The sequence below is a fragment of the Sphingomonas sp. CCH9-E2 genome (assembly GCF_001557215.1).
Lineage (GTDB): Bacteria > Pseudomonadota > Alphaproteobacteria > Sphingomonadales > Sphingomonadaceae > Sphingomonas.
Genome location: NZ_LSJM01000104.1, coordinates 33,377 through 57,942, shown reverse-complemented (window position 1 = coordinate 57,942; position 24,566 = coordinate 33,377). Strand labels below are relative to the sequence as shown.

Sequence of the window (24,566 nt, the reverse complement as noted above, 5' to 3'; positions counted from 1 at the left end):
ATTATTGCGCTTTTTTGCTTCGGCGCAAAGTGTCTTGTTATTCGGTTTGCGGGTCTTTCTGATCAGGCCGATTGCGCAACCCCGCAGCACGCTTGACAACTAATGTTCTTATGATGTTCTGCCGTGGCTATGGGCAGCAAGCGTCTCGATACGGTGGCCGATCTGGTTCGCCATGGCCTCAACGCACAGGTTGAATGTCTCGCATGCCGCCGCGTTGTGATCGTTCCGGCGGCCAAACTGCGAGACCGATGCTTTGCCAAATCCATCCCGATGAAGCTGGAGATCGTCGCGCGGCACTTGCGCTGCAGCTGCGGTCACCGGGGAACCAAGCTGGACGCCACCGGTGTCCAGCTGTCGCCCCCCTGAAAGGGCTCGGGCGACGCCTGCGCGCCGCCCCTCCCGGTCAGAGAAACTCGACGTTCTCGGCGATGATCTCGCAGCCATAGCGGTCATTGCCTTCGGCGTCCTGCCAGCGCGAGTAGTGGATGCGGCCCGTCACGGCGAGTTGGTCACCCTTGGCCTTGTGCTGGCGCAGCGGGAGCCCGAGGCCATTGAAGACGGTGACCTTGTGGAATTCTGCATCCTTGACCGGGTAGCCGGTTCCCGGATCCTTCTGGACCTTGCCGTCGCGGATGACCGGACGCTCGGTCACGAGGATCAGTTCGGTGATGCGGGTGTCGCTGCGGTCGCGGGCAACGGGATCCTTGGCGAGACGGCCGACGAGGTTGACGATGTTCATTGCATGAGCCTCCTTGGTGCCGACGGCTCGTCCGCCGGTGCCCTTATCGAGCCTCGGCGAGAGAGCTGGGACACCGCGCGCTGCGGCGCGCGGGAAACCTCAGAAAGCGAGATGGTGCGGGCAGCCCGGCTTGCCGGGCAACACGGCTCGCATTTCTGCAGGTTGGCCCTAAGCTCGACCAGAGAGGCAGGGGCACTGGGCGGCGGACGTGCTGTTGGCACAGGAGCTTATCGCACGCCTGGACATCGACCTCGCCGCGTCTCGGCTCGCAGGAGCTTGCTGTCGACGGTGATGATCGCAGGATCGATCGCCCGTCCTCACCGATTTTAGGGAGCGAATAGACTCTTTGTGGCTGTCGTCCGGAAGACCCGATTTTGGCTACCTGGGGTGCCGATCCCCGAAGTTGCCGCCATACTGGCCTTGATGCGGGGTCAGACATGGCTCCAAGGGGGCTGCCTGTCTCTGCGTTGCGGCAATCAATCGCGATCGACGGCAGCGGCGCCCCAGGCTGCGATGGCATCGATGGTCTTTGCCGTGAACCGCGGTGGGAGTCGTCCGGCAATGTACCCGGGCTGCTTCATCAGGGGTCTGATGTCGAACCCGGGCCAGGTGAACCGGTTGAATTCCGAAACGACAATGGCGCTGCCCGGAGCGAGCCCGGCTGCGCGTGCGATCTCATCGGGGATTGCGACAGCGTTCTTGCGCCCCTCGCCCTTGGTCGTGATCGCCGCGACCAGGTAGCGTGACCCTTCCACACCAACGACGACGACAAAGCGTTCCTTGACGCCTTCGTCGCGGCCCCGTCTCTGCTCTTCCTCGAAGAGATAGACGTATCGGAGGATATGGCCTGCGGCGGGGCGGTCAGTCTTCCCAGCGGTCATTGGCGAGTTCACTGGCCGAAGGCCGTGCATTAGCGAAAGCCTTGCGATCGGCTTCGGTCATGTCGGACGAAGCGACAGCTTCGATATTCATGTGGCCGGCGATCACACCGCGTGCTGCCTGTTCAAGATGGCGGAAATATTCGCTATCTGCGATGACATGTCGCTCGCGCCCATGGCTGGTGAGGACGACCGGCTGTTTGGTTGCGAGATCAAGGAACTCGCCGGTGTTGTTGTGAAACCGGGTCAGGGGAATCCTGGGGTGCTCATTCGCCGTCGCTGGCATGGTGGTATCTCCTCTTGGCACCAAAATAGCAATTATTGCCAAAATAGCAAGATTTCTGTGGCGACGCTTGCCGCGCTAGCCGTCCACCTCTGCCGCCAGCAGCTCAGGCAACAAGGGGACGAGGCCCGCATCAATCGCAAAGCCCAGTGTCCGTGCGAGGCGGCAGGCTCGCGCGATTGACCCGTCTGGAACATCTAGCGCCGTTTCAATGTGCCCAAGGGTTTCACCAGCGCATGGCTCACAGACCGCGTGAAGCTTGCCCGGCTCTGCGGTGATAGCAAACGGCCAGGTCATCGCGACACCGACAACCCTCTCATCGAGGATGAGCAGCGTATCCCCAGCAGCAATAGTCTCGTCGGTCTGCACGGCGTCGTAGGCATTGCCCGTCGAGGCGAAGGCATGGATTCGCCAGGCGCTGAAGGCGAAGCGCTCGCTGTCGGTCAGCATGGCACGGCCCCTTCGGAAAAGGCGCGCTGTGCCGCTTCCGGAAAGGCTGCGGTGAGGTTGCGATGGATCGGCCCGGAGGATTCTGGAAAGAATGCCCCGGTGGTGCTCGGCCGTGTGATCCGCAGCGCGCTTGCGACGGCATCCACGACGAAACTCACAAGCTGATCGCTGGCCGTCAGCTTGCTAAATTCAGGCGGTGCGAACCCGGCCTGATGCCAGAAGGCGATGCCGATCTCGAGGGTCTCGAGATAGCTGGCATGGCTGCCATCGTCCTGGTCGTCGTCGATGCGCGCCTCGACCGTCCGGTAGGTTCCGAAGTCATGGGCGTTGGCCTTGATCCGCAAGGTGATGCCGGCAGGCGGGAAGCCAGCTACCGCGATCAGCGCAGCCCTGTAGAGCATGGCTTCGGCAGTATTCACGAGGTCGAAGTTTAGGGTGTGGCCGATCTGCGCGCAGTCTTCGTTCCACGGAGCCCCGCCAAGATCGAGAGTCCAGTTTGTCTGTGCCATTCAAGCCTCCTTTGCTCGAACGGCACCTCCCCCTTCCCTCTTGTGGGCCGAGTTCCTTCAGCAGTTCTGCCAAGCCCGACAGCAGCGGGCAAAAGAAAAGGCCCGCCCGCGACAAATGCGCGGACGGGCCTTCCCGATGTGACCGGCGCGGGTCGCGGCACCGGTCACGGGGGGCTTGTCCCGGTCAGGCGTCGACGCTCACGCGCGTCTTGCCCTTGGGTGCCGGAGCGGTGCTTTCGCCCAGACCGTCGCCGGTGGCAGCGGCGCTGTCAACGCTGCGGTCGCTGGCCGGTTCGTCGCCGGTGGCGGTGAGCGGCGGCAGGGCGCCTTCGCTCTCGCTGCCGAAGCCGTCGAGCGACGCCTTGGGCTTCGAACGCCGCCAGGCGACATTGAAGCTGCCGTCGTTCTGCTGGAACATGGCGACCGGGATCGGCGCCGAGAGGCTGGGATCGTCGATCTGGCCCGACAGGAAGCATTCACCGGTCTCGTTCGACGAGTATTCCCACAGCGCGCCGATCTTGACCCAGCTGCGGCGGTCCGCCGAGAGCGCCATAAGGTCGAACTTGGGTGCGCGCTCATTGCTGGATTCGAAGGCCCGCAGAGCAACCGTTGCGCTGAAGGTCAGGGTGGTGATGCGGCCGATGTGAACGCCTTCTGCGTTGGCCTTGAGGGTGCCGATGTTCATGTCACATTCTCCTGATGCTGTCCGAACCCCTTGTCCGGAACACCTTCTCCCATCCCCCCTCTCCTCCGGGCCCGTGGCCCGGCCCGTGCGCCAGCCACCGCAGGCGCGCGTCATCCTGTCCAGCCCAGAGGGCTGAGGAGCCTCGATGTGTGGTTTGGAGATGAACCGGCCCTGCTTCGAGCCATGCGCGGTCCGTGCCGACCTAAGCTTCCGGCTCGGTGTCCTTGATCTGGCTGACACGCGCCATGAAAGCCTTGGCTTCGAGCTGATTGGGTCCGTCGCGCGTGGCGAGGCATGCCATCCTGTCGATCTCTAGCTGTGCGGCAAGACTTGCCTCGATCTGGCAGTAGGGTTCGAGTACGCGGATTGCGTCAACCGCGCGGGGCAGCTCGCCGAAGGCAGTGCCGACCCACACGAGTTCGGTCTCCTCCCCGTCCTCGTCAGGCGCGCTCAGAACCTGCGCAAAGTATGTCTGCAAGGGGCGGTCCCAGCCAACATAGGCACTTGCCGCCGCAACCCCGTCACGAAGCGGTACTTTGTGTCTGCTCATGCGCTTTTTACCTCCCCATCAGGTTTTGGGCGGCTGCCGGGTGACGCAGCGATATGCCTGTCCCTCACAATGATCAGTAGTCCGCAGGCCGCATCAGCGTGACGACGCGCCGTGTCATCGCTGGATTGGCCGGATCCTCTGACCCGAACGCCAGTTCGGTGTCGTAATAATCGACTTTCATCAGCACCTTGATGCCATCGACATCCATGCTTGCAAAGTCTCGCTCGGGCGAATCCGGGGCGAAGGTGCAATGGCGCAGAGCGGCCATCAACCGAGCCTGGGCCATCATGCTGTCTGCCGCGGTGTCGCCGCCGAGTTCTGCAAGCAGCCCGGATGTCATGACGATGCGGGCCGTGCGGTCACGGCCCTGACGCGCTGCATCATTGAGCTGCGCGATGTGCTCGGTGCGTTGCCGTGCGCAAGAGATGTCGGATGTGTCATGCATTGGAGGTCTCGTCCCGATCCAGGAGGCAACAAGCGGATAGCTGAACATCGATCGCGGTCCCCGGGGCGACGGTAATGGCGACCTGCCGATCCTTGGGAATGACCCACAGGATGCCGGCGAGCGTGTCGCGGATGCGCGCCGCGATGGCCTCGTCCTCGCCGAGCAGCACCCGGGCCGCGAGTTCGCGCGCATCGCGCAAGAAGTGCTCGTGCTGGGTGTCCCAGGAGTCGGCCTCGCTGTCGTCGCTCGCGCAGAAACAGACGTTCTCGATCAGATCGACCAGCGTTTCGGGGGTCAGCGCCGGACCCAGCACATAAGCGATGCGGATCTGATCGACACCGCTGTACCAGCCATCCTCGCCCACGACAAAGGCCACATCTGCCGGGATCCGTTCCTCGCGCTGCGTTTCGCTGGCGCGGTGGGAGACACAGAACCTCAGTTCGATCGTCTCTGCACGCACATGGTCATTGAGCGGCGGGAAGCTGCCGTTCTCGGCGATGACGTGGCCCTGCTCCCCGGCAGCAACATAGAAGCGCACGTTTCCGAGCTGATGCAGCGCGTCATACCAGCCATAGCCAGCGTAGGCAGGATGGTTCTCGACGAGGTGCGCTCGCAAGGGGTGCTCGCGCAGCGCGCGCTCCAGTCCCTGTGCAATATCGGGCTCAAGATCCGCGACAAGGATCGTGTCCGCACCTGCTGCGACTTCCTCATACTCGACATTGACGTTGTCGCTCTCCGCGATGGCCGCATGCCAGCGGGGCAGGCAGGGGTCGGCCTCCGGCAGGGCGACCCCCAGATCGCGCGCTTCCTTCCAGTTCTCGAAGGAAAGCCGGTGCTGGCCTCTGTGCGCCAGCGCGGCATAGATCGTGCGCTTGCACGCTGTCTGCAGCGCCGCAAATGCGGCGTTCTCGACGAATTCCTTGCGCGCCGGCAGCACAAGGGCAAGGCCCGGGGTGGCCCCGATATCGAGCCGGGCATGGTAGGTCTTGCCGCCAAGGCTTTCCGAGACGCTGGCAAGCTTGCGGGTGAGCACCATGCCATGGAAGTTCGTGGTGGGATCCTGGTTGTATTCGCGCCCCTCGAACACCCCGATCTGGCTGCCGTTCCATTCGGCGATGTAGATCGCCTTGGCGAGAAAGTCCTCGCGCGGCACTTGCGCGCCATTGAAGAAGACCGGCAGCGGATAGAACTTCGCGACCTCGCGCAGAATCCGCTCGGTCGTCTGCTCACTCACTCCGGGCATCAGGAAGGTGATGGTCGTGCCAACCGGGCGAGCAAGGGGCACCACGGCAATGTCCTTCGCGCCGGTCCAGCCATCCGCGGGGACATGCACCGACCATCCGGTGTCGGCACCGCCATGACGTGAGCTGATCCGGGTGTCCTTGCCCGCCAGGCTGAAGACACCCATGCCTGCCGGGTCTTCGGCCTCATGGATGTGCTGGCTCCAGCCCGAATCCCCCAGCGCAATCATGGTCTGGGGATCGGCGACCCCGGTTCCATCATCGACAAGGGTCAATCGCGCTCCGTCCTGATCGGCGCAGCAGGCGATATCGATCCGGGATGCGCCAGCGCGGCGACTGTTCTGGAGGAGCTCGCCGAGGATATCGCCGATGGTGCCGTTAAAGAGGCGCGTGACTTTGGTGATAGTCTTCGGGCTCACGCTGGGTCGGATGACTGTCGGGTTCATGGCAAAGGGTCCTTCATCGCACTGGTTCGCCCTTCCCCTCCCCCTTCCCTCCAGATCGGCGGATCGATGCCTGGCCAGAGCCGGGCGGTCCTCGGCCTGCTCTTCAGCCCACTCGTTTCGGTCGCAGGGCCTCGGGCATCGGAATGATCTCGTGCGCCGTATCCCGCAGCGCTGTGACCTCGCCGCGCGCGGCGTAGAGGTCCTTCGCGATCAGCGCGCAGACCTCAGCCTCGCCATAGGTTGGCCGGCCAATGTGATCGACGCGCTCGACTTGCCGGGCAATCACGCCAACCTTGCCTTCCGGCACCCATTCGGCCCAATCGCCCCAGGCGCTGGTGACGCAGAACTCGCCGATGGCGGCGATGTAGGCCTTACGCGTCCGCAGGATCGTGGAGGCATTCTCCTCGACAGCCTCGCCGGTAAAGGCACTGAAGCGGTCCGGATGCCAACATTTGGCGGTATCGCGGGCAAGCTGCAGAAAGCCTGCAGAGCAGGAGCCCTGCCCATCAAGCTCGCTGGAAAAGGCAAGGATCGGGAGCGCCCAATCGCAGTCTTCTTCGTAGGACCCTCCGTCGATCTGTAGCGCTGACGGCATGGCGGCCTGTCTCTGATCGGACAGAATGATGCCGCCGTGGCTGGCGGTCATCACCGACCAAATCCCGGGGCCAAGCTGATCGGCCTGTTGGACAGCACCCCAGATCGATGTCGATGGGCGCGGCGACGGAGCAAAGCATGTCATGAGCGAACTCTCCTTCTTCAGGTTCGCTCAAATCCTCCCCCTCCCCTTCACGCGAGAATGCGGCGGGCTTCGCTGATAATTTTCTGAGGCGTCACGCTGCTGACCGACAGGCATACGACATGCCCTGCCTGAGCGAGACGCTCGCGCTCGATGCTGCACAGCTCAAGATAGTCGGCATCATCCGACTGCAGGATCTGGAGCGCGAATTTGCATTCCTCCCCGCTATGCTCATCGAGCAGCGCCACCAGGAAATCCGGCCTCGCCGAGCCAGCACCCAGCGTGATGTCAAAAAGGACCTTCTTGACCGCCATCCTGACGCCGAGGCGACGCAGTTCATACTGGGCCTGTTGGAGCGCGCGCAGCACATCGCGATCGTGGTCGCGCTCGGCGGGCACGAACTGGTTTCCGCTGAACACAGGCTGGGCATATGCCCGCAGCGCCAGGTATCCTTCGCGCCGGCTGTGCTCGCCGACGACAGCAAGCACCAGAAATGGGGGCTCGACCTCGGCGCGGATGATCCCGGTGTGCTGGATGCGGTTGCGGATTTCGACAGTTCCGAGCCCCGTCACCACCTCGCTCGATGTGACCTCGCTCGCTTCGAGAAGCAGAAAGGCTTGCGGTGCAAACTCGGGCGGCCAGGTCTCGGCCGCAGCCCGCAATCGGGCATGGACCCGCCGTTTCTCGTAATCGATCGCGTTGGTGTAGAGATGATCCGACAGCCGGATGCCCGGCGCGATTTCGAGGCCCTGAGCGGCGCGCTTGAGGTGACGCATTTCTTCGCTGATCGAGCCTGCGCGCCTGCCGCTGGGCGGTAATTCGCGCAGGATATTCGAGCCTGCGCGTTCGAGCAGCAACCAGAGCAGCTTGCCGAGGCGCGGGATCGCGACGCCGCGTGAGCGGTCGTCGGGCTCTATGTCCTCTGGCCTCTGTGCAAGCTTCTCCGGCGCCTTCTGGTGTGCGCTGAACAGGCCTTTTGGAAGGCCGATGGCATAGAGCGAATCCTTCACGGTCTCGCGGATGCGCGGTGGCGCCTGCGGCAGATGAAACGGGCAGCCCGGCTCGTGGCCTGGCCGCGAGGTAAGACGCCGGAGGTAATAGGTTTCCTGAAAACTGAGATAGGCCGCGCTCATCAGCGGCGGCGGCCGCTCTGCCCCAAGGCAATCGCAGGCGATCCACTTGTGGTTCTCTCGCGCGGTCGAGACCAGTGAGACGCAAGCGCGGTGGTCGGCCTCGCTGCCCCGGCCTGTATACCAGCGCACCAGCGCAGCCTTCAGCTCGTCGCTGATGGCGACCCTGCCGGTCTTTCCTGTGGTGTCCTTACCTACCAGCCACATGCATGATGACGCCTTGACCCTGTCGTTTGTTCACGTTATGTTCATAATCTGCAGGAGCCCATGAATAATGAACAAGGTCTTTGATATCGGCAAGTTCGACCTCGATGTCACGCTGCGCGACGCGGCACTTGATCCCAATTGCCGTCCAACCAAGCGTATGCTCGCCAATGCCTCGATCGGAGTGGAGCCGTTCGATGCCTATTACTCAGCGCGCGAGCTCTATGAGACCTTGCAGGGCGTGTTTCAGGGCCTGCCCAATGCCAAGGCTCGGCTGACGCAGATCCTGTCCTGCCATTGCGATGACTATCAGCGCTGCCTCTACTATGCACTGGCAGGGCGCGGGGTTGTCCAGATGCTCGACGATCTCGAATGGCTCTTCGAGCTCCTCGGGCCGCGGTGCCAGATGTCGGGCCACATTCTGCGCTCGGGCCAGCACCCGGCACCGATGGTCAACCCTTACGTCTCGTCAGAGCCTGATGGCCCTGTTCCTGCCCGCAACGCCGACTTTACCGAAGGCCCATCGTGGTATCTCGATCCCGGCCTCGGAGGGATGATCGAGGAATAAGAGGCCATCAGTTATTGCGAAGGCCAAGTCGGTCGTCGTCATCAACAAGCGTGATGCGCCCGTCCCAGTCCCATAGGACAAGATTGAGCGCGTCTGCGGGGGCGCCGCGGGCGTAGCTCGGGACAACGATGCCAGCATAGCCTTGCGCGATCGCGGCCTCCGCCAGGTCCTGCGTCGGGACCGGCTTGCCGGAGAGCATCCGATCACGCCATGACGGGTCGGCGAGTTCAGCCGGTGTGATGCCGAAGGGATGCAATGCAGCCGTGTCCCGGCCATCGAGCAGCGGCCCGATGTCGGCCTGATAGGCCACCAGCGTGGTGGGCTGCAGCGTGCCAGCCTGATTGGCCTCGCGCAGCGCGGTCTCAGGGGCGAGGGAAGTATAGAGCGCCGTGCGCCCCATGCGATTGAACCGTCCGCCAAATCGGGCGGCCCCCTCCCCTGAGAGGGGTTCACGGGACCAGACCGGATTGTGGGCGCGGTAGAGCAGCCCGGTAAAGTGCATTGGACTAGGCGTGGACGCCGGCGTCGACCGCGTCGATATAGGTCAGCACGTCATCGGCCCGGTTGCTCTGCACGAGCTGCATGGCAGTCTGGCCCGAGAAACCCGGCAGTGGTTCCGAGCGGTACCAGGCATAGGCCAACAACGCCGAACCAAAGCGCGGCTCGACCTTGTTGAGCACCTCGACCATCTGGCGAAGGCGGCGCTGCGTCCGGTCGGACGCGATCCGGTCCTTGCGCTGGATCGCATCCTTGCCGAGGCCCAGCGAGCGTGCGAGTTCGTCGCTGGTCGTCCGCAGCGCGTCGACGATCTTGCGCGGAGCAAACGCGCCGTTGTCAGCGTAGTTTTGAATCGCCATTGCACTTTCCCATGAATTCTGACGCGATATAGCGTCAATATCTGCGGTAATCAAGGTTTGGGTGTCAAACCCAGCAGGTGTTCCCGTTTTGCCGAAGAGGTTACCCGCTCTTACAAAACCACGACCTGCAATTCGATCGCGCCGGCAAGGCCCTCTTCTGCAGGCAGAACGCAAAAGGGCTGGAGCTTGCTGTCCGTCCTCACCACGGCATGGCTCTGCCCGGAATTTGCGGTCATCCGAATGGCGACACGCTCGGCATTGGCGCGCCCGCACAGGATCGCCCTTCTGGGGTCCAGGCTCTGAGGCAGCATGATCACCTCCCGAGCGTTACGGCGTCGCCGGGAAGAATGTGCGCACCGCGCGCTTTGGGGGCACGACTTCAAATCGGCGCTCCATCAATCTGCTGATGCGAAACCGGCCTCGGCCATCGGGCGTGCTGAGTTCAATTTTCGCGCCGCGCTTTGTCACCCTGAATTCAGCGTGTTCGGTGCCGTCGGTGAACTTCATCGGTTCAGGCAGCCGGATCATGTCGCCATCGGCGATCTTGCGTTCCTTGAGCCGGAGCTGGCGGTAGCACCGGTTGCGCCAGTCGAGGGCATAAGGATGACTGGTTGGCCCCAACTCCTCCAGGACACTTCTGGGGCACCCGGCCTCCACCGGTCCTGAATTTTCATCCATGTCCTTGTAGCCGAACAGGAGGCCGTCGGCTGCCTTGGGGTTCCAGCGGACCAGACAGATCACCGCGGAGATGGCGTGGGTCTGGTTGTTCGGTCCATAGCGCTGGACAGCCGCGTAGTAGGCACCGGTTGTGGACACGCTTCTGATGACCCGGCATCCTTCGAAGGTGCCGGTTTCTTCATTCTCGCGCTCCCATGTGAGCTGATTGTCAAGATAGGCCTTGGGAGTGTCGAAGCCCCCCATTCCGGCACGGTGCATGTAAAGCCAGCCCATGCGTGTTCTCCTTCAGATGAGCCCCGGCTGCGCCGGAGGTGCGATCTTCAATTCGCGCGCGATCCGCGCCGTGAGTGCGGGAATGTCTGCAAGGGCGGTGATCGGCGCTTTGCGCATCACCGCGCCAGGCGGTTTCCAGAACGGGTTGCGCCAGGCGAGACCCGGCTCGCCGAACCTTTCCGGGCTGATCCGGACGTAGATCCCGTCGGCTTCCAGCACATGCTCGCCCGCGAGCTGTTCCTGTGAGGTGTAATAGCTGATGCGATAATCGGCGTGCTCGAGCCCGATCCCTGCTGCGATCTGGCGCAGCGCCCGCGTGCCCTCGCGCCGGTAGTGGCGCAGTTCTTCGGGACGATAGTCGATCCCGCGTTTGACCAGCGCAATGATCGCAGGCCTGTGTTTGAGCTCGGCAAGGCGTTCAATGCATTGGGACCGCAGAGCCTGGTCGTCTGCCTCACATTCGGTCGGCCTTCCGTCAGCAATGCGTTGAAGGTGGCGCGTCAGCAGCAGCACTGCCGGACAGGTTGCGGCCTGCCGGCCTGCCAGACGGACATCATCCACGGCCTCGTTCAATGCTCGCAGCGCATTTTCGAAGGTCGTCAGCCCATCGGGCTGGAGTGCGCGGCGGTAACGGTAATCAATGTCGCAGGACATGAGGCTTCCTTTCCATTGCAAGATGCAATGGCCCCATCCCCCTTTCCTCAATGCAGGCTGCCGCAGTGCTCGCTCGGGTTCTCCAGCAGCAACGGCTCGTAGATCATCGGTCGCAGGAGCGCCCCTGGCGCAATCTGTTCGAGGATCCTCGCTATTGCCGAGACCGCAACGCCCGCCTCGGTTGTCTGGATGATGAGCGATCGGCCTTGACCCGGAACTGTGCCAAGCGACCAACCGACGCCCCCCTTGCCGAGAAGGCCGTCCAGCACCTGGCGCGGGTCCCTCTGGGGGAACAGGCCTGCGATATGCTGGTCCAGCTCCTCGCCGATCGGCGCCCTCCTCCGGCCTGCAACATCGCCCGCATAACGGTGAAGCTGGGTGAGGCAAACGACCTCCTGCGGTGCCGGCTCAAGCAAAAGCCGGAACTGGCGCCGTCTCATCGGCTTCCTCCCCCTCTTCGCCGGCAGGTTCGCTCTGGAAGCCCGAATAGGCCGCAAGATGGTTGAACGCCTGATCGGCCTTCGCGGCTGCGGTGATGATCGCCGTCTTGTCGGCCTTGAGGATCTCCAGCCAGTGCGAGACGTAGCTGGCATGGCTTTCGTGAAGGTCTGCCGGCAGACCCAATTCATAGCAAATGCGCGCACTCACCTGCTCGGCCACCAGCTCCTCGAAAGCGTATGCCTTGTCGCCGAAACGCTTGCCAAACTCGCGGGCGAGCCGCGAGGCATGGCCCGACCAATGCCCGAGTTCATGCGCTTTCGTCGCCACGAACCCGTCTTCGGTGTTGAAGACATTGGGGTGCGGAAGCTGAATATAATCAGCGCCCGGCGAGTAGAACGCGCGGTCTCCGCCGAGGCGTATGTCAGCCGGAACGGGTGAGAAGAAGCGCTCGATGGCAGCGGCCTTCTGTGAGGGCGTCGGCGGCGCTTCAGGCACCGGGCTCGGATAGAAATGCGGCGGCAGCCCGTCGATTTGCGATGCGTTGAACACACTGTAGGCGCGCATGAACCGGATTGTTTTCGAGGATTCCTCGCCGGTCGCCTGGTCGATCGCAGTCTTCTTCGTGCTGTTGAAGTAGATGCTCGGCTCGGCGGTCTCGCCCTTGCGCACCTTTCCGCCAAGCTCGATGGCTTGCCGCCAGGTCATCCAGTAGCGCGAGCCATAACCATAATGGTCGGCGACCGCCCAAAGATAGAGGCGGTTGATCCCTGTGTAAGGGACGCCTGCCGCGCGCAGCGGCGCTCCGCCCATCCCAGTCTTCTTCCAGGGCCGGCGCCAGGGCAGCGTTCCGGCCTCGATTGTAGCGATGATCAGATTGGTGATTTCCTGCGCGACGTCGCGCTTGGGTCTTTGGCGCATTGGCCTGCTCCTCAACAAAAAGAGGCCCAGCTCACTCAGGCGAGTGGCCGGGCCAGGTCATCAGGAGGGGTGATTTGCCGCCTCAGGCGGCTACCGCCGCTTCTTCACAGGCGACTTCAGGTTGATGGTCATTGATAAGCTCGTCGGCCTCGCTATCGGCTTCAGCTTCAGGTTCAGCGCCATCGCCATCGCAGGCGCCGGAGACAGGGGCGCTTTCGTCGGTGTCCGGGATGACCGGATCAGCGGGGTTGGCACCAATCGTGAACTTCATGCCTTCGGGGAGCCAGGCCAGCGCTGCTTCCTTGACGTCCTGTTCAATGATCGCCTTGCCGGCGAAGATCGTCTCGCAGGTCTTGGCAAGGTCAGCCTTCTTCGATGCGGCATAACGCGCCGCAAGATCGCTGCCGCCGACTTCGGTCAGTGCCGCAAGACACGAGGTCTTGCTCACCCGGTCGAAGAAATTCTCGGCTGTCGGGCGCCACATTGCTGCAACGTCAATGTCGAGCATGCTGCCGATGACGGCATGGATCGGATGGTATTCCGAACCATAGCCCTTCTTGGCTTCGAGCGAGATGGCCACCGCATAGGCGAGCCACGCCGCCTTGGCTTCGTCGGCAAGTTCGCGAAAGGCAATGAAGCGCTGCGCCGCACACCCATGTTCCTGCCATGCCTTGTCGAGCGCGCTTTCGGCCTCGGCGAGAATCCCTTCGGCTGTGGACTGCGGAAGTTCTCCGGTCGCCGGATCGCTGGGGTGCCCGCCCCTGATCGAGGTTCCCCGGCTTTCATAGCTGCGGCTGTCAGCCAGCGCGAAGATGGCGAAGTCGAGCGCGAGCCCGGCATCGCTGAGGAGGGATGCCGACAGGATATTACGGCGCTGCACGGAAAGCTCGTCGAACAGACGGGCGCTGATCGGCTTCTCCGTGCCCGGCGCAACTGCCTCGGGTCTGGAAGGTGCAGCGCTACCGCGCTTGGTGGAACCTGACACCGGCTCTTCGGCCGTCGCTGTCACCTTGCCATTCTCATCGGTCTCGAACGACAGGCGCTTTTCGCTGTAGTAATCGGCCTCGAGCACCATCTCGCCGCGGGTGGTGAGAACCAGGAACCGCCCGGCCTCACTGCGCCATTCTTCGGGCAGTTCGCGCACCGGGTTATTGAGGTCGCTGCGCTCAGCATCGAGATCCTCATACTCGGCCTCGAGCTGCCCGAAATCGGCCCCGTCGCCTTCAGGGCCGCCTTCATGGCCTTCGTCGATGATCTCGCTGATTTCTTCCATGCGGGCATCGATCGCGTCAATTCGGGCTCGTGCTTCTTCGGACAGCGGCGCGGGCGGCAGCCGGACAGCATTGACGCCCATTTCGCTGCGCGCCTGCCATGAATTGGTCGACGCCACTGGGCTGATCCAGGCAAGGCCAGTTTCAGCAGCGATCCGCTGGGCTTCGGCCTCCATTTTCTCGGCCGCAAGCCTGTGGGCGATCTCGATGTCGATCCAGCGATCATCTGCCGCTTCGCTGAAGAGGTCGCGTTCGATCTTCCCGCCGGCGGCCACATAGGCATCTTCGCCGATCAGCAGCGCAATCGGGTCATTGCCGCGCATGGAACCGTTCGCCACCATACGCCGGATGGCATCGGCGCTTGGGTTATAGGCGTAGCGCATCTGCTCAAAGACCCGCAGTTGCACCTCGTGCTGGTCGGTCGCTGCGTAGGCCTTGGCGATCTCGAGTGTGACATCGCCTTTGGCGAGTGCCTCGAAAATCGGCTCGGCAAGGTTCGCTAGCCGCAAGCGGCCTTCCACGAAGCGCAGGGTGAGGCCGAAGCGTTTGGCGACCGCGGCAACGTCGCTGCCTTCCTTGATAAAGTGCTGGAAGGCCCGGCATTCCTCAGCCGGTGACATCCCGACGCGCTGGAAGTTCTCGGCAAGCGAGGCCTCGCCTGCTTCCTCTTCGCTGCCTTCGAGCAGCTTGCATTCGATCTCGGTATCGGGGGCCCAGGCACCGCGCGTGACGATCATCTCGATGGCCCGCAATCGCCGGCCACCGGCGATCACGGCAAACTTGCCGCGCTTCTTGCTCCTGGTGACCAGCAGGTTCTGCAAAAGGCCGCGCGCTTCGATGTCGGCGGAAAGCTGGATATCGTCTTCTTCGCTGCGCGTTTTGCGCACATTGGCATCGCTCAGATAGAGCCGGGAAAAGGGAATAAGCATCGTGGTCGCTCCTGATGTGCACCCGGCAATCACCCGGGCACACATCCCCTCCCCCTCCCCTTCCGATCTGCGTTTCACGCAGGACTAAGAGTTGACCATCTTCTCCCCTGAGGGTGAACAGCATAACATGGTCTTGAGCTGGACGGAGCGACTCATAAAAGAACAAAATGCCGAAAGGGTTGGAGCTCGCGATTCTGGGATGGCCACCATTCGCGGCGTAACCAGACCGGCTTTGAGCCAGAATGCGACGTTAGCTAGTCGAGCTTTGAAAGGCAGTTTTCATCGCTTCTCGACAGCACCTGCCTGAAGGCGAGAGCTGAACGCACAATGCGCGATCGGTGATCGGAAAGCGCTTGATGCTAAAGGAATCTGGATGAGGAAAGGGGAGAGCCTCTTGCGAAGCTCTCCCCGAGCACCTTGCGGTGTAATTCCAAAAGGCCGTTAAGCCGAGCAGCCTGAGCTGTGAGTTCTATATAGGCCAAAGGCGTTAAAATTCAACTCGCGTTTGAATCCTAAGTCCCTGATTTCAGACATTCCTTGCGAGCCAGGCCGTTATACGGCATGATCCATTTTCCTTGATTCCCTTGATATGTTCCATTGTTCTTGATTGCCTTGATACCCTTGATTGCATTGAATACCTTGATGGGGACAGAAAGACGTGTTACCACGCCCTCGTGGAACGATCGAAAAATGCGCCTTTGGACGATTCGGCGTCCCGTGAAGCCGAATCAGTCGGTGCCGATCGCATTCGGGGGAAGGGGCGAGGCGGCAACTTTCTTGCCATTGATCGCGCAGCATGGGAACGCCTATGGGAGGTTGAGACTAACAACAGGCTGAACCTCGTCACCGCATATATTGTGCTGCTTGCCGGGACCGGCAGCGACCATCAGCTCAGCAAATGGTCGACCAAGGCTTGCGAACAGCATGCAGGAATGGGCAAGCCACGGGCCAAGGTCGCGATCGACGAGCTGATCCAGCATGGGTTCGTTGCGCACACCGACCGCTCGACGAAGCTCTATCCGCAATATCGCCTGCAGCCGATCCCTCTCGACAGCGACCCCATCTTTCTGCCGGTCGCGTTGGTAACGGGAATTGAAACTGAGGCTTCAATGCTTCGCCGTGTCCGCGAGACCGGCGACGCGCTCTTACTGCGAATGCTGGTGGACCTCTATGGTTTGGTCCAGCTCGATGCGACATTCGGTGTGCCAATCGGCGCGTTGAGCCAGACCCCGCCCGACGATTATCCTGCTCGAAAGGTTTTTGAGATCGGCATCCATTCCGTTTGGGCACTTCGCCTCGTCGGTGGGTCGAAGTCTGCGAAAGGTGATTGGGCGAGTTATCATCGCTCGAAAAGCCGCAACAAGGATGGAGCCTGGGGGGATTTCTGGGCGCGGGTGGCGATGCTCGAGAAGATCGGGGCCGTCTGGTATGAAGCATGGATCTTCGACAGCGAGGAATCGGATGCCGAGCCGCTGTTTCCAGTCGATCCCGGCGCCCTGTATCATCAGGGTGAGGGTGACGATGTCTATCAGCTCACCCGCACGATGCTCGACGCTGCGGCCAATCTTTCTGAAGAGCGCAGCAACCTGCTCGAACGCTATGGCATCGACATGTTAGTGACCCTCGCGCAGCATCGTCGCGCGCCAGGTATCCGGGGCGTGGCGCGTATGCGGATCGAGGCGGATACGCCGGGTCGTCGGCTTTCCTATTACAAGCGCCGAACCCAGATCGAAATCTACGAAGCTGGCTACACCCAAATAGCACTCGATGCGCTACGGGGTGAATATAGTCGACCAATGAATACCAGCACGCCGCAATGAGACAACCAACCGCCGGGAAAAAGCAGCCTCTCCATGCCGAATGACGACAATTCAGATGATCAGCCGACTATGGAAGTGCCGTTCCCGACCGAGGCCGAACTGCTTGCAGCGGGCTATGTGCCAATCCCGACAGACGAAGAGTTGCTGGCACAGGGCTATGTGCCGATCGATTTCACAAACATGCCGGACGTGGCCCATTTACTGACGGAAGCCGGGCATCCTTTTCCGTTGCATCATGAGATCATCAAAGCGGGCTATGTGCCAATCAGCCGCCGCGAACGGCGTATCGTAAGCCGACCGCGCATGGGCCAAATGTATTGGATCGATTTTCCGCACGACGCTTATGCGCCCGAGTTCGTGAAAGAGCACCCTGGCATTGTTATTCGCGCGGCCAATTCGCTACACGACACCTGCATTATCCTGCCCGTTACGAGCGCGCAGCAGAAAGCGGGGACGAACTTTCATCAGCTCTCCAGGAATCCCAATCCCAAAGGGCAGGCTGCAGGGCGGATCGCCTATGTCGTCTGCGACCATCTCTACACGGTCAACATCAACCGCCTCCGCCCATTGGTCCACAATGGGAAGGCTGTCTTTCCCAAGGTAGAGCCGCACGATCTGACCGCGATCTTCGCGGTAGTGCAAAAGGTTCTGGGCGCTGCGTTCGGACCTGCGCAGACCGCTGTAGCGGCGGGGGCCACGCCAGTTCAGGTACCGCCTGCCGTACCTGCAAAGGCTTTGGGGCCGAACACCCTGACGCTGAGAAAGAAGTAGGCAGCGGTGTCGGTGATGCGGTCACGTCGCTGACTCCATCCACTCGACTGACCCGAACTGTCGAAGCTGATCGGCTTCGGCTGCGCCGAGGGTGCTACGAGCACTGTCGCCCTCCCCAACCGGCCAGCCTCACTCGTCGTTGCGAACAAGCAGGAAACATCTGATTCTGGCGCGAGCCGTTGCTAGCAAACGCCACCGACACTGACAGGAATGCCCCACTTCGTGGCCTTCCATGCTGCACAGATAGTGCAGACCAAGAGGAAAACCGTGGGACGTCAGGGCTCCGGCATCGATGTTCCCAGCATTGCTTTTCATCATGCTCGAAACATCGCGCCTATGACCGACAGCGCTGCCTTTGTCGGGATGAACACCCGTGTGCGAAACGCAATGATTTCCGTAAAGCAGCCGATGCTCTTGAGCCAAGGCAGCTGTTCAGGCGGGACCCCCACGATTTCATAGCGCTGCTCGCCTGCCACGCGGGAGCATTTCAAGGTCGCCTCGAAGGGCTGATTGATCGGGACTGTCCGGCCTTCGCCGAGCGACCTGATGATCATTTCCGGGCTGAGTTCAACGGTGGAGGCAATGTCGAATTTCTCGAGCAGCTTCGCCACGTCGAGTTCGTGGACCATACGGCCGAGCCAGCTTCTGCCCTCTTCGTCCACGATCCGCCGGACCTCCAGATAGTCGATAGGCAGGCTCGACCAGATCGGCAGGAGAAGTCCGGTCGCAAGGTACACGGTCTCCGTCGTTAGCCGTTCGGCAAGCTCCGCAACCTCGCTTTGCCACAGCTTCTCGAAGGTCCTGCGCGGGACTTCCTCCCATGCGGATTCGGCGAGGTCATCGAAGTGGTGGTATTCGCGGCGAAGCGGACGGTGGAGGATAACCCGCCGGATCAAATCCCCCTGTTCTGTCATGAAGTGCCGCGAAGGTTCGGCCAAGGCCGCCTTCCCGCTCTTGATATTGTGGAGCAGAATGCAGCCGTCGGCATAGTCGCGGCGCTCAAGGACACGCTCAAGCGAGATCGGCCGTGCTCTGGTCTTGAGGGCTAGCTGCAGCAAATGCGACGTGGCGCCGGTTCGCTCATCGGTCCGAAGGACTATGTCCTCGACAATATCGGCCTGTTCAACCCGCAGGGTTTCGACGCCAACATCGAGCGATCCGGCCTCGCGCGCTGCTGACACCCGCGCTTCGACCAACCCCAGAAACTCCTCGAAGATCGCATTCTGCATCCCGATCGGCAGCGCGAGGATGCGATTGAGCCAGCGCTGGATCGGCGGAAGGTCCTCTTCGAGCACGCCATCGTCGGAGACGATCTTGAGCCCACTGCGGCGCTGAAAATCGATCAGCGTAGCGCTCTTGAGCTTGCCGTCCGCCAGCAAGGCAAACCATGTCGAGAGGGCCGCCTTGGCATATTCGCTCTCGAGATTGTCGGCAGGGTCAAACAGGTTCTGCCCGCCCGTCTGGCGTTGGCCCCGAGTAAGCGCGCCGAGGCTATCGAGCCTGCGCGCAATGGTGCTGGTGAACCGCAGTTCCCCCTTGCAGTTCGTGGTCACAGGCCGGAACAGCGGCGTGTTGGCTTGATGCGTCCGGTGCGTTCGGCCCAGCCCCTGGATGGCCCGGTCGGCTCGCCATCCAGGCTCCAGCAGGAAGTGGATGCGCCGCTTCTGGCAAGTTGCATCGAGGCTGGCGTGATAGGACCGCCCGGTGCCGCCCGCATCACTGAAGACCAGGATCGGCTTCCTGCCATCCATGAACTGGTCGGTCTCGGACTGGTTCGTCCGCGGCGAGCGGGTCTCGAGCCGCTGCTGCCCGTCGCTCTGGGTTATGAGCCGCTTGCTGCGCCCGGTCACCTCGGCGACTTTCTCCGGGCCATAGTGCTCGATGATCCCGTCCAGCGCTGGCTTGATCGGCGGCATGGCGCACAGGTGCTCGATCATCTCGCCGCGGCGGGCGATCGCAGTCTGGTTGTGGACGGGACGGCCTTCCTCGTCGAACATCGGTGCAGAGCGCTGGGTGCCGGTATCATCGACGAATACCTGCATCTGTTGCGTGGGGAAGGCGCGTTCGAGGTACTCGATCACAGCGTCGAGCGGGCTGAGGTCGAGGTCGAGCTCCGCGCGCTCTTCTGGCGAAAGGCTGTCGAGACGGCGATCGAGGATGCTTTCGGCAGTCGAGACCAGCTGAACCACCACCACCTCGTCCCGGTCCAGATGATGATTGATGGCAGCGATCAGCGTTGGCAGCTTCATCGACAGCAGCAGCTGGTTGAAGAACCGCTGCTTGGTGCTTTCAAACCGGCTGCGTGCCGCAGCTTTTGCGCCGCTGTTGAGCGTTGCGCCGCCGATTTCATCGACCACGCCGGTGAGCTCCAGCGCTTCCTCCATGTTCTGATGGATGATCGCCCAGGCATCCGCATAAGTATCATAGACCGCGATCTGCTCGGCGGTCAGATCATGCTTCAGGATGTCGTATTCGACCCCTGCAAAGCTGAGCGCGCGCGCCTGATAGAGCCCGAGTGCCTTGAGGTCGCGCGACACGAGTTCCATCGCTGCGATGCCCCCTGCCCTGATCTGGCTGATGAAATCTTCGCGGTTGGCAAACGCAGTGCCCGGTCCCCACAGACCGAGCCGCACGGCATAGGCAAGGTTGTTGACCTCCGAGGCCCCGGTTGCAGAGGCGTAGATAACCCGGGCATTGGGCAAATTGTTTTGCAGCAGTACGCCGGCGATGCCCTGCAAGGATCCGCTTTTCGTGCCCCGGGCGCCCTCGCCTCCCGCAACCCCGCCCATCTCGTGGCTCTCGTCGAAGGCGATGACACCGTCGAAATCCTCGCCCGCCCAGTCCAGTAGTTGCTTGAGGCGCGTGGCATCCTGACGCTGGCTCCGAAGGGTCGGGTAAGTGACGAACAGGATTCCTTCGCGAAACGGAACCGCCTGATCGATCTTCCAGTTCGAAAGCGGCTGAATGTCGGCAGCAAGGCCGCCGATGGCACTCCAGTCGCGGCGCGCGTCTTCGAGCAGACTCTCGTTCTTCGATACCCAGATGGCCTTCCGGCGTCCGGCAAGCCATCCATCAAGGATGCAGGCGGCGATCTGCCTGCCCTTCCCTGCCCCCGTGCCATCGCCGAGGAAATAGCCTTTGCGATAGGCCCGTCCTTGCTCGTCGAGTTGGAGGCCTACGCCCTCTTCAGCCGGAACGAACTGGCCAGGCAGATACTGCTGCCACGCGTTCCCAGCATAGATGACAGTTTCGATCTGGGCCTCGGATAGCAGGCTTTCCTGCAAAACCCGATCCTGCAGCGCCGGGACATAATCCGGGATCGGTGCCGGGATCGAACCCATGGCCACGCTTTCGACGAGCGGCGTCGGATGCTCGCGTGCACCAACAATGTCGATCCGGCTTGGCCGGTATGGGATGTAGACCCCGCTTTGCTCACCGAGAACGCGCGGCTTGTCCAGGGTACTGAACGCCAGTGCTTCGATCTTGGGCGCTTGGGCTGCCCTCGCTTTGACGGGCTTTGTGATCGGCGTTGCCCGCATGGCTTTGAAGAGCGCGCCCGGCTTTGTTTTCGGCGGCACCGCGCGCGGTTCGCAGTCGGGCTGGGCTGTCACGCGTTTGATGATTGGAACCGCAGACGCCACGTCTGCAACCGTTTCCCGCGCCAAAACTGCTGGTCTGGTTTGCCCCGGGATCTTGTCGATCACGTACAAGCGCACAGCCACGCTAGTGCCCTGCTTGTGATAGCATTTATCGAGGCGGATTGATGTGCGGACCGTGCAAGAGGCGAAGGTGTCGTCGTAGATTTTCGCAAGCTTCGCGCTCGTCGTGAACCAGTCCGGCATGATCGCGACGATCCGCCCCCCCTGCCCTATCCGCGTTATGGCAGCGCGCAGGTGACGCACAGCCGCGAACTCGTCTGCTCCTCGTCCCATTGAGCGGGAAAACGGCGGGTTCATCAGGATCAGGCTGGGCTGCACAGCAGCGTCGAGATGCGATGCCAGCATGGCTCCATCGATCCCCGTGGTGGTGGCCTGGGGGAACAGCAGAGCCAGCTTCTCCCGCCTGCGCGGATCGATCTCATTGAGATGCAATGCGCGGACATCGGGCAAAGTTGCCACCAGAGCGCCATGTCCGGCGCTCGGCTCAAGAACGATATCGGTTGCAAGCGGCTGCGCCAAAATCACGGATAGCGCTGCGAGGTCAGCGGGCGTCGAGAATTGCTGGTACCTGAGCTGGTTTTCACTTCTGACCGTATGTGTCGGCAGCGCCTCGATAAGCGCGCTGATCTCCGAAATTTGGGTCAGCATCTGAGGTTTGCTCAGGAGTCCGGCCATGTGGCGCGTCAATGCCGCCTCGAGCAGGTCAAAGGCGTCCCTCTGGCTCCAGGCGCCGTTTGCGGAGCCCTCCCCGTAGAGCTGGCTCATCGTCTCAAACAGGCGTTGTTTGTTCGCCATTCCGGTGGCGATGGCGTTCTGGATTTCGGTGATTGCTGCGTCCAGCTTCTGGCTGGATTGTTCAAATAGGTCGGTCACGGTCTGCTCCTGATGCTGAACCGCATCAGGTCATCCCCCTTCCCTCTCGCCTCGGGTTTATGAGCCCGTGATCACTACGGGCTATGCGACAAGGGATGCCCGGCAGCGACGAGGATTCGGGACCGGCACCATCCCGAAGATATCGGTTTGACTTCTACCGCCGAAAATGATCATAAAACACGAACTGGGTCGCAGAACTGCGATTCATCGAAAGGCAGACGCATGTCCTACACCGTGAACACACTGCGAAATATGACCAGATCCTGCGAAATGATGCGCGATCGGGTCAAAGCTGTGGTGTTCAAACCTGATGAACGCAAGGTCCTGGATATCACGTTTGGGCCTACGGCGGCAGCGGAATTGGTCGGAAGAACGCCTGAAGCGCTTGCCAAGGCAGAGAAGGAGGGACGTCTCGCGCCTCCGAAGCAGCTTAACAATGGCCGTCGCTATTACACGCTCGAAGACCTTACTCATATTCGCAAGGCGCTGAACATTCATCCGGGCAAGCTAGCCCATGAGAATGCGGTCGTAGTAGCCGTGCAGAATTTCAAGGGCGGCGTCGGCAAGAGTACGATTACCAAGCATTTCGCCGATTTTCTCGCACTGAACGGATATAGCGTTCTCGTGATCGACTGCGATCCGCAGGCGTCAACGACAACTATGTTCGACATCCAGCCCGAAGCACTTATCGATGAAGAGGAGACTTTAGGAAACTTCCTGTCGCCTCGCAGTACATTCGATGATTTCAGGAAGGCAATCCGAGAAACCGCTTGGCCTACAATCAAAATAGTGCCGTCAAGCCTTGGCCTGCAGGATGCAGAGTGGGACCTCACGGCAACGTTGACGGAGGGCGGACAAGCAGTGCGCGAGGGACTTCAGCGTCTCCGAATTGGCATCGACAGTATCATCAAGGACTTCGACGTCGTCTTGCTCGATCCTCCGCCGGCCATGGGGTTCCTGGGCCTCAATGTGATGGCCGCCGCAACAGGTATGCTCATCCCGGTTCCGGCAAGGCAGCTCGACTATCTTTCAACCATCCATTTCATGGACACCATCGCCGAGAATATCGAGATCCTCGAGGATCACGGAACGCCTGTTGATTATGGGTTCATTCGCGTCGTCTGCTCGGCCTACACCCCCAGCAAGCCAGGTGAAGCCGACATGTGGAAGATGATGAAGGCCACATATGCCAATTTCCTGCTGAATCAGCCAATTCTGGCTTCTGAGGAAATCAAGAATGCCACTCAAGCATTCCGGTCGATCTATGAAAGCAAGCCTTCAGCTGCGCACGCAACCTACCAGCGTTGCCGGGACAATCTCAACGCAGTCTTCGGAGAAGTTCTGAACGAAATACACGAGCAGTGGCCGTCGAAGAGCATTTCGAGACGGTCATCTGACACGGCAGGGAGTGTTGCAGCGTGAGCCGTCGTTCATTGATTGGCGAGGCCCTCGCCTCCCCTGCCCCTGACCAGCCTTCCGTCTCTGAAGCCAAGGACGCTGCAGGGGCAACTGCATCGCGCAATTTCACAACACGTCGGCTTGAAGGCTTCACGGAAGCAGCGCGGATGGTCAAGCGCCCGACCATCCGGCTCAAACCTGCAGAATGTTCGATCTGGCCGGGAAACGCCCGTGATTACGAACAGCTCACCGAACCCCGTTTGCGATCTCTGATTGAGTCGATCCAAGCAGAAAACGGGAACCGCATCCCAGTAGTCGTGCGTCGTAAGCAGCAAGGTGAGCTGCAGTACGAACTGATCATTGGCACAAGGCGTCACTGGGCTGTCGCGTGGCTCAACGCCAATCACTACCCGGATATCGAGCTCGTAGCGATTATCGAAGATCTCGATGACGAAGCTGCGTTCCGCCTTGCTGATATCGAGAACCGCGAGAGGGAAGATATCTCAGACTTAGAACGCGGTTTGAACTACAAGGCAGCAGTCGACACCTATTACGATGGCCTTCAGGCACGGCTTGCTGAACGCGTGAAGATCTCGAAATCTACGCTCGCCCGGTACATCGGCCTGACAGAGATCCCGCAAACAATCGTAAGCGCATTTGCCTCGCCAATGGAACTTCAGGTCCGGTACGGTGACAAGCTTCTTCCAGCCATACGCAACCCATCGCTGCGCCCCAGGATGGAGGAAGCAGCAAAGCAAATCGCTGCGGAACAAAGTTTCCGGCAATCCGGAGACGAAGAGCCAATTTCTGGCCCTCAGGTTGTTGTCCGTCTGCTCAAGGCAGTTTCGGGCAGGCCTGGCCGTGCCCAGAAAGCCGTAATCGAAGCCGCAGGATCGTCCATTGGTGTCATCGAAAAGGATCGTGCACGAGGGCTCACGATAACGATCAACCCCACTGATTTGAGCGCTGACGAAATCCTTGATGCATTGCGCCCTCTGATTGAGAAGGCGAAGATACTGAAAAGGCCTGCCCCATGAAGGAGGGTTTTGGACCCACCTATGGCCATGCCTTTACCACTCTGAAAATGTGGCTTTTATCGTTTTATTTCATATGTTTAGCTCACTTGTCCCACATGTGGGACAGCGGCAGATTTACTAGGC

At 61.4% G+C, this 24,566-nt stretch carries 26 protein-coding genes; 6 read left to right on the top strand and 20 right to left on the bottom strand.

Annotated features, from left to right (window positions below):
• The first annotated feature begins 123 nt into the window (after window positions 1–123).
• The gene (locus AX681_RS05580; RefSeq protein ID WP_156442722.1) at window positions 124–366 is read left to right on the top strand and encodes a hypothetical protein; all 243 of its coding nucleotides are present in this window, start codon (window positions 124–126) and stop codon (window positions 364–366) included.
• A gap of 37 nt (window positions 367–403) precedes the next feature.
• On the opposite strand, the gene AX681_RS05575 is transcribed toward AX681_RS05580, so the two are convergent.
• From AX681_RS05575 to AX681_RS05525, 11 genes are all read right to left on the bottom strand, one after another.
• Window positions 404–739: a single-stranded DNA-binding protein gene (locus AX681_RS05575; protein WP_058456876.1), complete on the bottom strand. Its 336-nt coding sequence runs from the start codon at window positions 737–739 to the stop codon at window positions 404–406.
• A gap of 476 nt (window positions 740–1,215) precedes the next feature.
• Window positions 1,216–1,620, bottom strand: a complete 405-nt coding sequence (locus AX681_RS05570) for a hypothetical protein (RefSeq protein WP_058456875.1) — start codon at window positions 1,618–1,620, stop codon at window positions 1,216–1,218.
• On the bottom strand, window positions 1,601–1,903 hold the full coding sequence (locus tag AX681_RS05565) for a hypothetical protein (protein WP_058456874.1): 303 nt from the start codon (window positions 1,901–1,903) through the stop codon (window positions 1,601–1,603). Before AX681_RS05565 ends, AX681_RS05570 begins: the two co-directional genes overlap by 20 nt.
• A 75-nt stretch (window positions 1,904–1,978) precedes the next feature.
• A complete protein-coding gene (locus AX681_RS05560; RefSeq protein WP_058456873.1) occupies window positions 1,979–2,350 on the bottom strand; it encodes a hypothetical protein in 372 nt (123 codons plus the stop codon).
• Window positions 2,344–2,859, bottom strand: coding sequence for a hypothetical protein (locus AX681_RS05555; protein ID WP_058456872.1), 516 nt, complete (start codon window positions 2,857–2,859; stop codon window positions 2,344–2,346). Before AX681_RS05555 ends, AX681_RS05560 begins: the two co-directional genes overlap by 7 nt.
• 184 nt (window positions 2,860–3,043) lie before the next feature.
• Window positions 3,044–3,544: a DUF736 domain-containing protein gene (locus AX681_RS05550; RefSeq protein ID WP_058456871.1), complete on the bottom strand. Its 501-nt coding sequence runs from the start codon at window positions 3,542–3,544 to the stop codon at window positions 3,044–3,046.
• Window positions 3,545–3,746: 202 nt separating this feature from the next.
• Entirely contained in the window at window positions 3,747–4,094 is a 348-nt protein-coding gene (locus AX681_RS05545) for a hypothetical protein (protein ID WP_058456870.1), read from the bottom strand.
• 73 nt (window positions 4,095–4,167) lie between these two features.
• Window positions 4,168–4,539, bottom strand: coding sequence for a DUF3768 domain-containing protein (locus AX681_RS05540; protein ID WP_066646883.1), 372 nt, complete (start codon window positions 4,537–4,539; stop codon window positions 4,168–4,170).
• On the bottom strand, window positions 4,532–6,226 hold the full coding sequence (locus AX681_RS05535; protein ID WP_062344726.1) for an ATP-binding protein: 1,695 nt from the start codon (window positions 6,224–6,226) through the stop codon (window positions 4,532–4,534). Before AX681_RS05535 ends, AX681_RS05540 begins: the two co-directional genes overlap by 8 nt.
• 103 nt (window positions 6,227–6,329) lie before the next feature.
• Window positions 6,330–6,965 (bottom strand): DUF7007 domain-containing protein, encoded by a 636-nt coding sequence (locus tag AX681_RS05530; RefSeq protein WP_062344724.1) that lies wholly within the window; start codon window positions 6,963–6,965, stop codon window positions 6,330–6,332.
• Window positions 6,966–7,012: 47 nt separating this feature from the next.
• Window positions 7,013–8,299 carry a hypothetical protein gene (locus AX681_RS05525; RefSeq protein ID WP_058803381.1) on the bottom strand — a complete coding sequence of 429 codons (1,287 nt, stop codon included), beginning with the start codon at window positions 8,297–8,299 and terminating at the stop codon, window positions 7,013–7,015.
• A gap of 67 nt (window positions 8,300–8,366) precedes the next feature.
• Here AX681_RS05525 and AX681_RS05520 point away from each other — a divergent pair, with 67 nt between their 5' ends.
• A complete protein-coding gene (locus AX681_RS05520) occupies window positions 8,367–8,864 on the top strand; it encodes a hypothetical protein (RefSeq protein WP_058803380.1) in 498 nt (165 codons plus the stop codon).
• A 7-nt stretch (window positions 8,865–8,871) separates the two neighbouring features.
• Here AX681_RS05520 and AX681_RS05515 read toward each other — a convergent pair whose 3' ends face one another.
• From AX681_RS05515 to AX681_RS05480, 8 genes are all read right to left on the bottom strand, one after another.
• Window positions 8,872–9,366 carry an RES family NAD+ phosphorylase gene (locus AX681_RS05515; protein WP_058456863.1) on the bottom strand — a complete coding sequence of 165 codons (495 nt, stop codon included), beginning with the start codon at window positions 9,364–9,366 and terminating at the stop codon, window positions 8,872–8,874.
• A 4-nt stretch (window positions 9,367–9,370) separates the two neighbouring features.
• Entirely contained in the window at window positions 9,371–9,721 is a 351-nt protein-coding gene (locus AX681_RS05510; protein ID WP_054590611.1) for an antitoxin Xre/MbcA/ParS toxin-binding domain-containing protein, read from the bottom strand.
• Window positions 9,722–9,831: 110 nt separating this feature from the next.
• Window positions 9,832–10,032, bottom strand: coding sequence for a hypothetical protein (locus tag AX681_RS05505; RefSeq protein WP_058456862.1), 201 nt, complete (start codon window positions 10,030–10,032; stop codon window positions 9,832–9,834).
• Between the two features lie 16 nt (window positions 10,033–10,048).
• Window positions 10,049–10,672, bottom strand: coding sequence for a DUF6927 domain-containing protein (locus AX681_RS05500; RefSeq protein WP_058803379.1), 624 nt, complete (start codon window positions 10,670–10,672; stop codon window positions 10,049–10,051).
• Between the two features lie 12 nt (window positions 10,673–10,684).
• Window positions 10,685–11,326 (bottom strand): hypothetical protein, encoded by a 642-nt coding sequence (locus AX681_RS05495; protein ID WP_054136320.1) that lies wholly within the window; start codon window positions 11,324–11,326, stop codon window positions 10,685–10,687.
• Between the two features lie 47 nt (window positions 11,327–11,373).
• A complete protein-coding gene (locus tag AX681_RS05490; RefSeq protein WP_058818314.1) occupies window positions 11,374–11,766 on the bottom strand; it encodes a hypothetical protein in 393 nt (130 codons plus the stop codon).
• A complete protein-coding gene (locus AX681_RS05485) occupies window positions 11,735–12,685 on the bottom strand; it encodes an ArdC family protein (RefSeq protein ID WP_058803377.1) in 951 nt (316 codons plus the stop codon). Before AX681_RS05485 ends, AX681_RS05490 begins: the two co-directional genes overlap by 32 nt.
• Before the next feature lie 82 nt (window positions 12,686–12,767).
• Complete coding sequence (locus AX681_RS05480; protein WP_058803376.1) at window positions 12,768–14,885, bottom strand: ParB/RepB/Spo0J family partition protein; 2,118 nt, start codon at window positions 14,883–14,885, stop codon at window positions 12,768–12,770.
• A gap of 698 nt (window positions 14,886–15,583) precedes the next feature.
• Between AX681_RS05480 and AX681_RS05475 the strand changes: the two genes are divergently transcribed.
• Together AX681_RS05475 and AX681_RS05470 are read left to right on the top strand one after the other, a co-directional pair.
• Entirely contained in the window at window positions 15,584–16,705 is a 1,122-nt protein-coding gene (locus AX681_RS05475; protein ID WP_058818313.1) for a hypothetical protein, read from the top strand.
• 33 nt (window positions 16,706–16,738) lie between these two features.
• Complete coding sequence (locus AX681_RS05470) at window positions 16,739–17,476, top strand: type II toxin-antitoxin system PemK/MazF family toxin (protein WP_062344765.1); 738 nt, start codon at window positions 16,739–16,741, stop codon at window positions 17,474–17,476.
• Window positions 17,477–17,790: 314 nt separating this feature from the next.
• Here AX681_RS05470 and AX681_RS05465 read toward each other — a convergent pair whose 3' ends face one another.
• Window positions 17,791–22,008 (bottom strand): strawberry notch family protein, encoded by a 4,218-nt coding sequence (locus AX681_RS05465; RefSeq protein WP_058803373.1) that lies wholly within the window; start codon window positions 22,006–22,008, stop codon window positions 17,791–17,793.
• 222 nt (window positions 22,009–22,230) lie between these two features.
• On the opposite strand from AX681_RS05465, the gene AX681_RS05460 reads away from it, so the two are divergent.
• Complete coding sequence (locus tag AX681_RS05460) at window positions 22,231–23,430, top strand: AAA family ATPase (protein WP_058803372.1); 1,200 nt, start codon at window positions 22,231–22,233, stop codon at window positions 23,428–23,430.
• On the top strand, window positions 23,427–24,443 hold the full coding sequence (locus AX681_RS05455) for a ParB/RepB/Spo0J family partition protein (RefSeq protein ID WP_058803371.1): 1,017 nt from the start codon (window positions 23,427–23,429) through the stop codon (window positions 24,441–24,443). The genes AX681_RS05460 and AX681_RS05455 overlap by 4 nt, the downstream gene beginning before the upstream one ends.
• Window positions 24,444–24,566: the final 123 nt, after the last annotated feature.

What these genes read in the sequence shown, in the direction of transcription:
- AX681_RS05495 (WP_054136320.1), bottom strand. Translation starts at nt 11,326, where the DNA reads ATGTCCTGCGACATTGATTACCGTTACCGCCGCGCACTCCAGCCCGAT.
- AX681_RS05565 (WP_058456874.1), bottom strand. Translation starts at nt 1,903, where the DNA reads ATGCCAGCGACGGCGAATGAGCACCCCAGGATTCCCCTGACCCGGTTT.
- AX681_RS05550 (WP_058456871.1), bottom strand. Translation starts at nt 3,544, where the DNA reads ATGAACATCGGCACCCTCAAGGCCAACGCAGAAGGCGTTCACATCGGC.
- AX681_RS05525 (WP_058803381.1), bottom strand. Translation starts at nt 8,299, where the DNA reads ATGTGGCTGGTAGGTAAGGACACCACAGGAAAGACCGGCAGGGTCGCC.
- AX681_RS05505 (WP_058456862.1), bottom strand. Translation starts at nt 10,032, where the DNA reads ATGCTGCCTCAGAGCCTGGACCCCAGAAGGGCGATCCTGTGCGGGCGC.
- AX681_RS05500 (WP_058803379.1), bottom strand. Translation starts at nt 10,672, where the DNA reads ATGGGCTGGCTTTACATGCACCGTGCCGGAATGGGGGGCTTCGACACT.
- AX681_RS05545 (WP_058456870.1), bottom strand. Translation starts at nt 4,094, where the DNA reads ATGAGCAGACACAAAGTACCGCTTCGTGACGGGGTTGCGGCGGCAAGT.
- AX681_RS05530 (WP_062344724.1), bottom strand. Translation starts at nt 6,965, where the DNA reads ATGACATGCTTTGCTCCGTCGCCGCGCCCATCGACATCGATCTGGGGT.
- AX681_RS05555 (WP_058456872.1), bottom strand. Translation starts at nt 2,859, where the DNA reads ATGGCACAGACAAACTGGACTCTCGATCTTGGCGGGGCTCCGTGGAAC.
- AX681_RS05480 (WP_058803376.1), bottom strand. Translation starts at nt 14,885, where the DNA reads ATGCTTATTCCCTTTTCCCGGCTCTATCTGAGCGATGCCAATGTGCGC.
- AX681_RS05460 (WP_058803372.1), top strand. Translation starts at nt 22,231, where the DNA reads ATGTCCTACACCGTGAACACACTGCGAAATATGACCAGATCCTGCGAA.
- AX681_RS05570 (WP_058456875.1), bottom strand. Translation starts at nt 1,620, where the DNA reads ATGACCGCTGGGAAGACTGACCGCCCCGCCGCAGGCCATATCCTCCGA.
- AX681_RS05490 (WP_058818314.1), bottom strand. Translation starts at nt 11,766, where the DNA reads ATGAGACGGCGCCAGTTCCGGCTTTTGCTTGAGCCGGCACCGCAGGAG.
- AX681_RS05485 (WP_058803377.1), bottom strand. Translation starts at nt 12,685, where the DNA reads ATGCGCCAAAGACCCAAGCGCGACGTCGCGCAGGAAATCACCAATCTG.
- AX681_RS05535 (WP_062344726.1), bottom strand. Translation starts at nt 6,226, where the DNA reads ATGAACCCGACAGTCATCCGACCCAGCGTGAGCCCGAAGACTATCACC.
- AX681_RS05510 (WP_054590611.1), bottom strand. Translation starts at nt 9,721, where the DNA reads ATGGCGATTCAAAACTACGCTGACAACGGCGCGTTTGCTCCGCGCAAG.
- AX681_RS05575 (WP_058456876.1), bottom strand. Translation starts at nt 739, where the DNA reads ATGAACATCGTCAACCTCGTCGGCCGTCTCGCCAAGGATCCCGTTGCC.
- AX681_RS05540 (WP_066646883.1), bottom strand. Translation starts at nt 4,539, where the DNA reads ATGCATGACACATCCGACATCTCTTGCGCACGGCAACGCACCGAGCAC.
- AX681_RS05515 (WP_058456863.1), bottom strand. Translation starts at nt 9,366, where the DNA reads ATGCACTTTACCGGGCTGCTCTACCGCGCCCACAATCCGGTCTGGTCC.
- AX681_RS05470 (WP_062344765.1), top strand. Translation starts at nt 16,739, where the DNA reads ATGCCGAATGACGACAATTCAGATGATCAGCCGACTATGGAAGTGCCG.
- AX681_RS05560 (WP_058456873.1), bottom strand. Translation starts at nt 2,350, where the DNA reads ATGCTGACCGACAGCGAGCGCTTCGCCTTCAGCGCCTGGCGAATCCAT.
- AX681_RS05520 (WP_058803380.1), top strand. Translation starts at nt 8,367, where the DNA reads ATGAACAAGGTCTTTGATATCGGCAAGTTCGACCTCGATGTCACGCTG.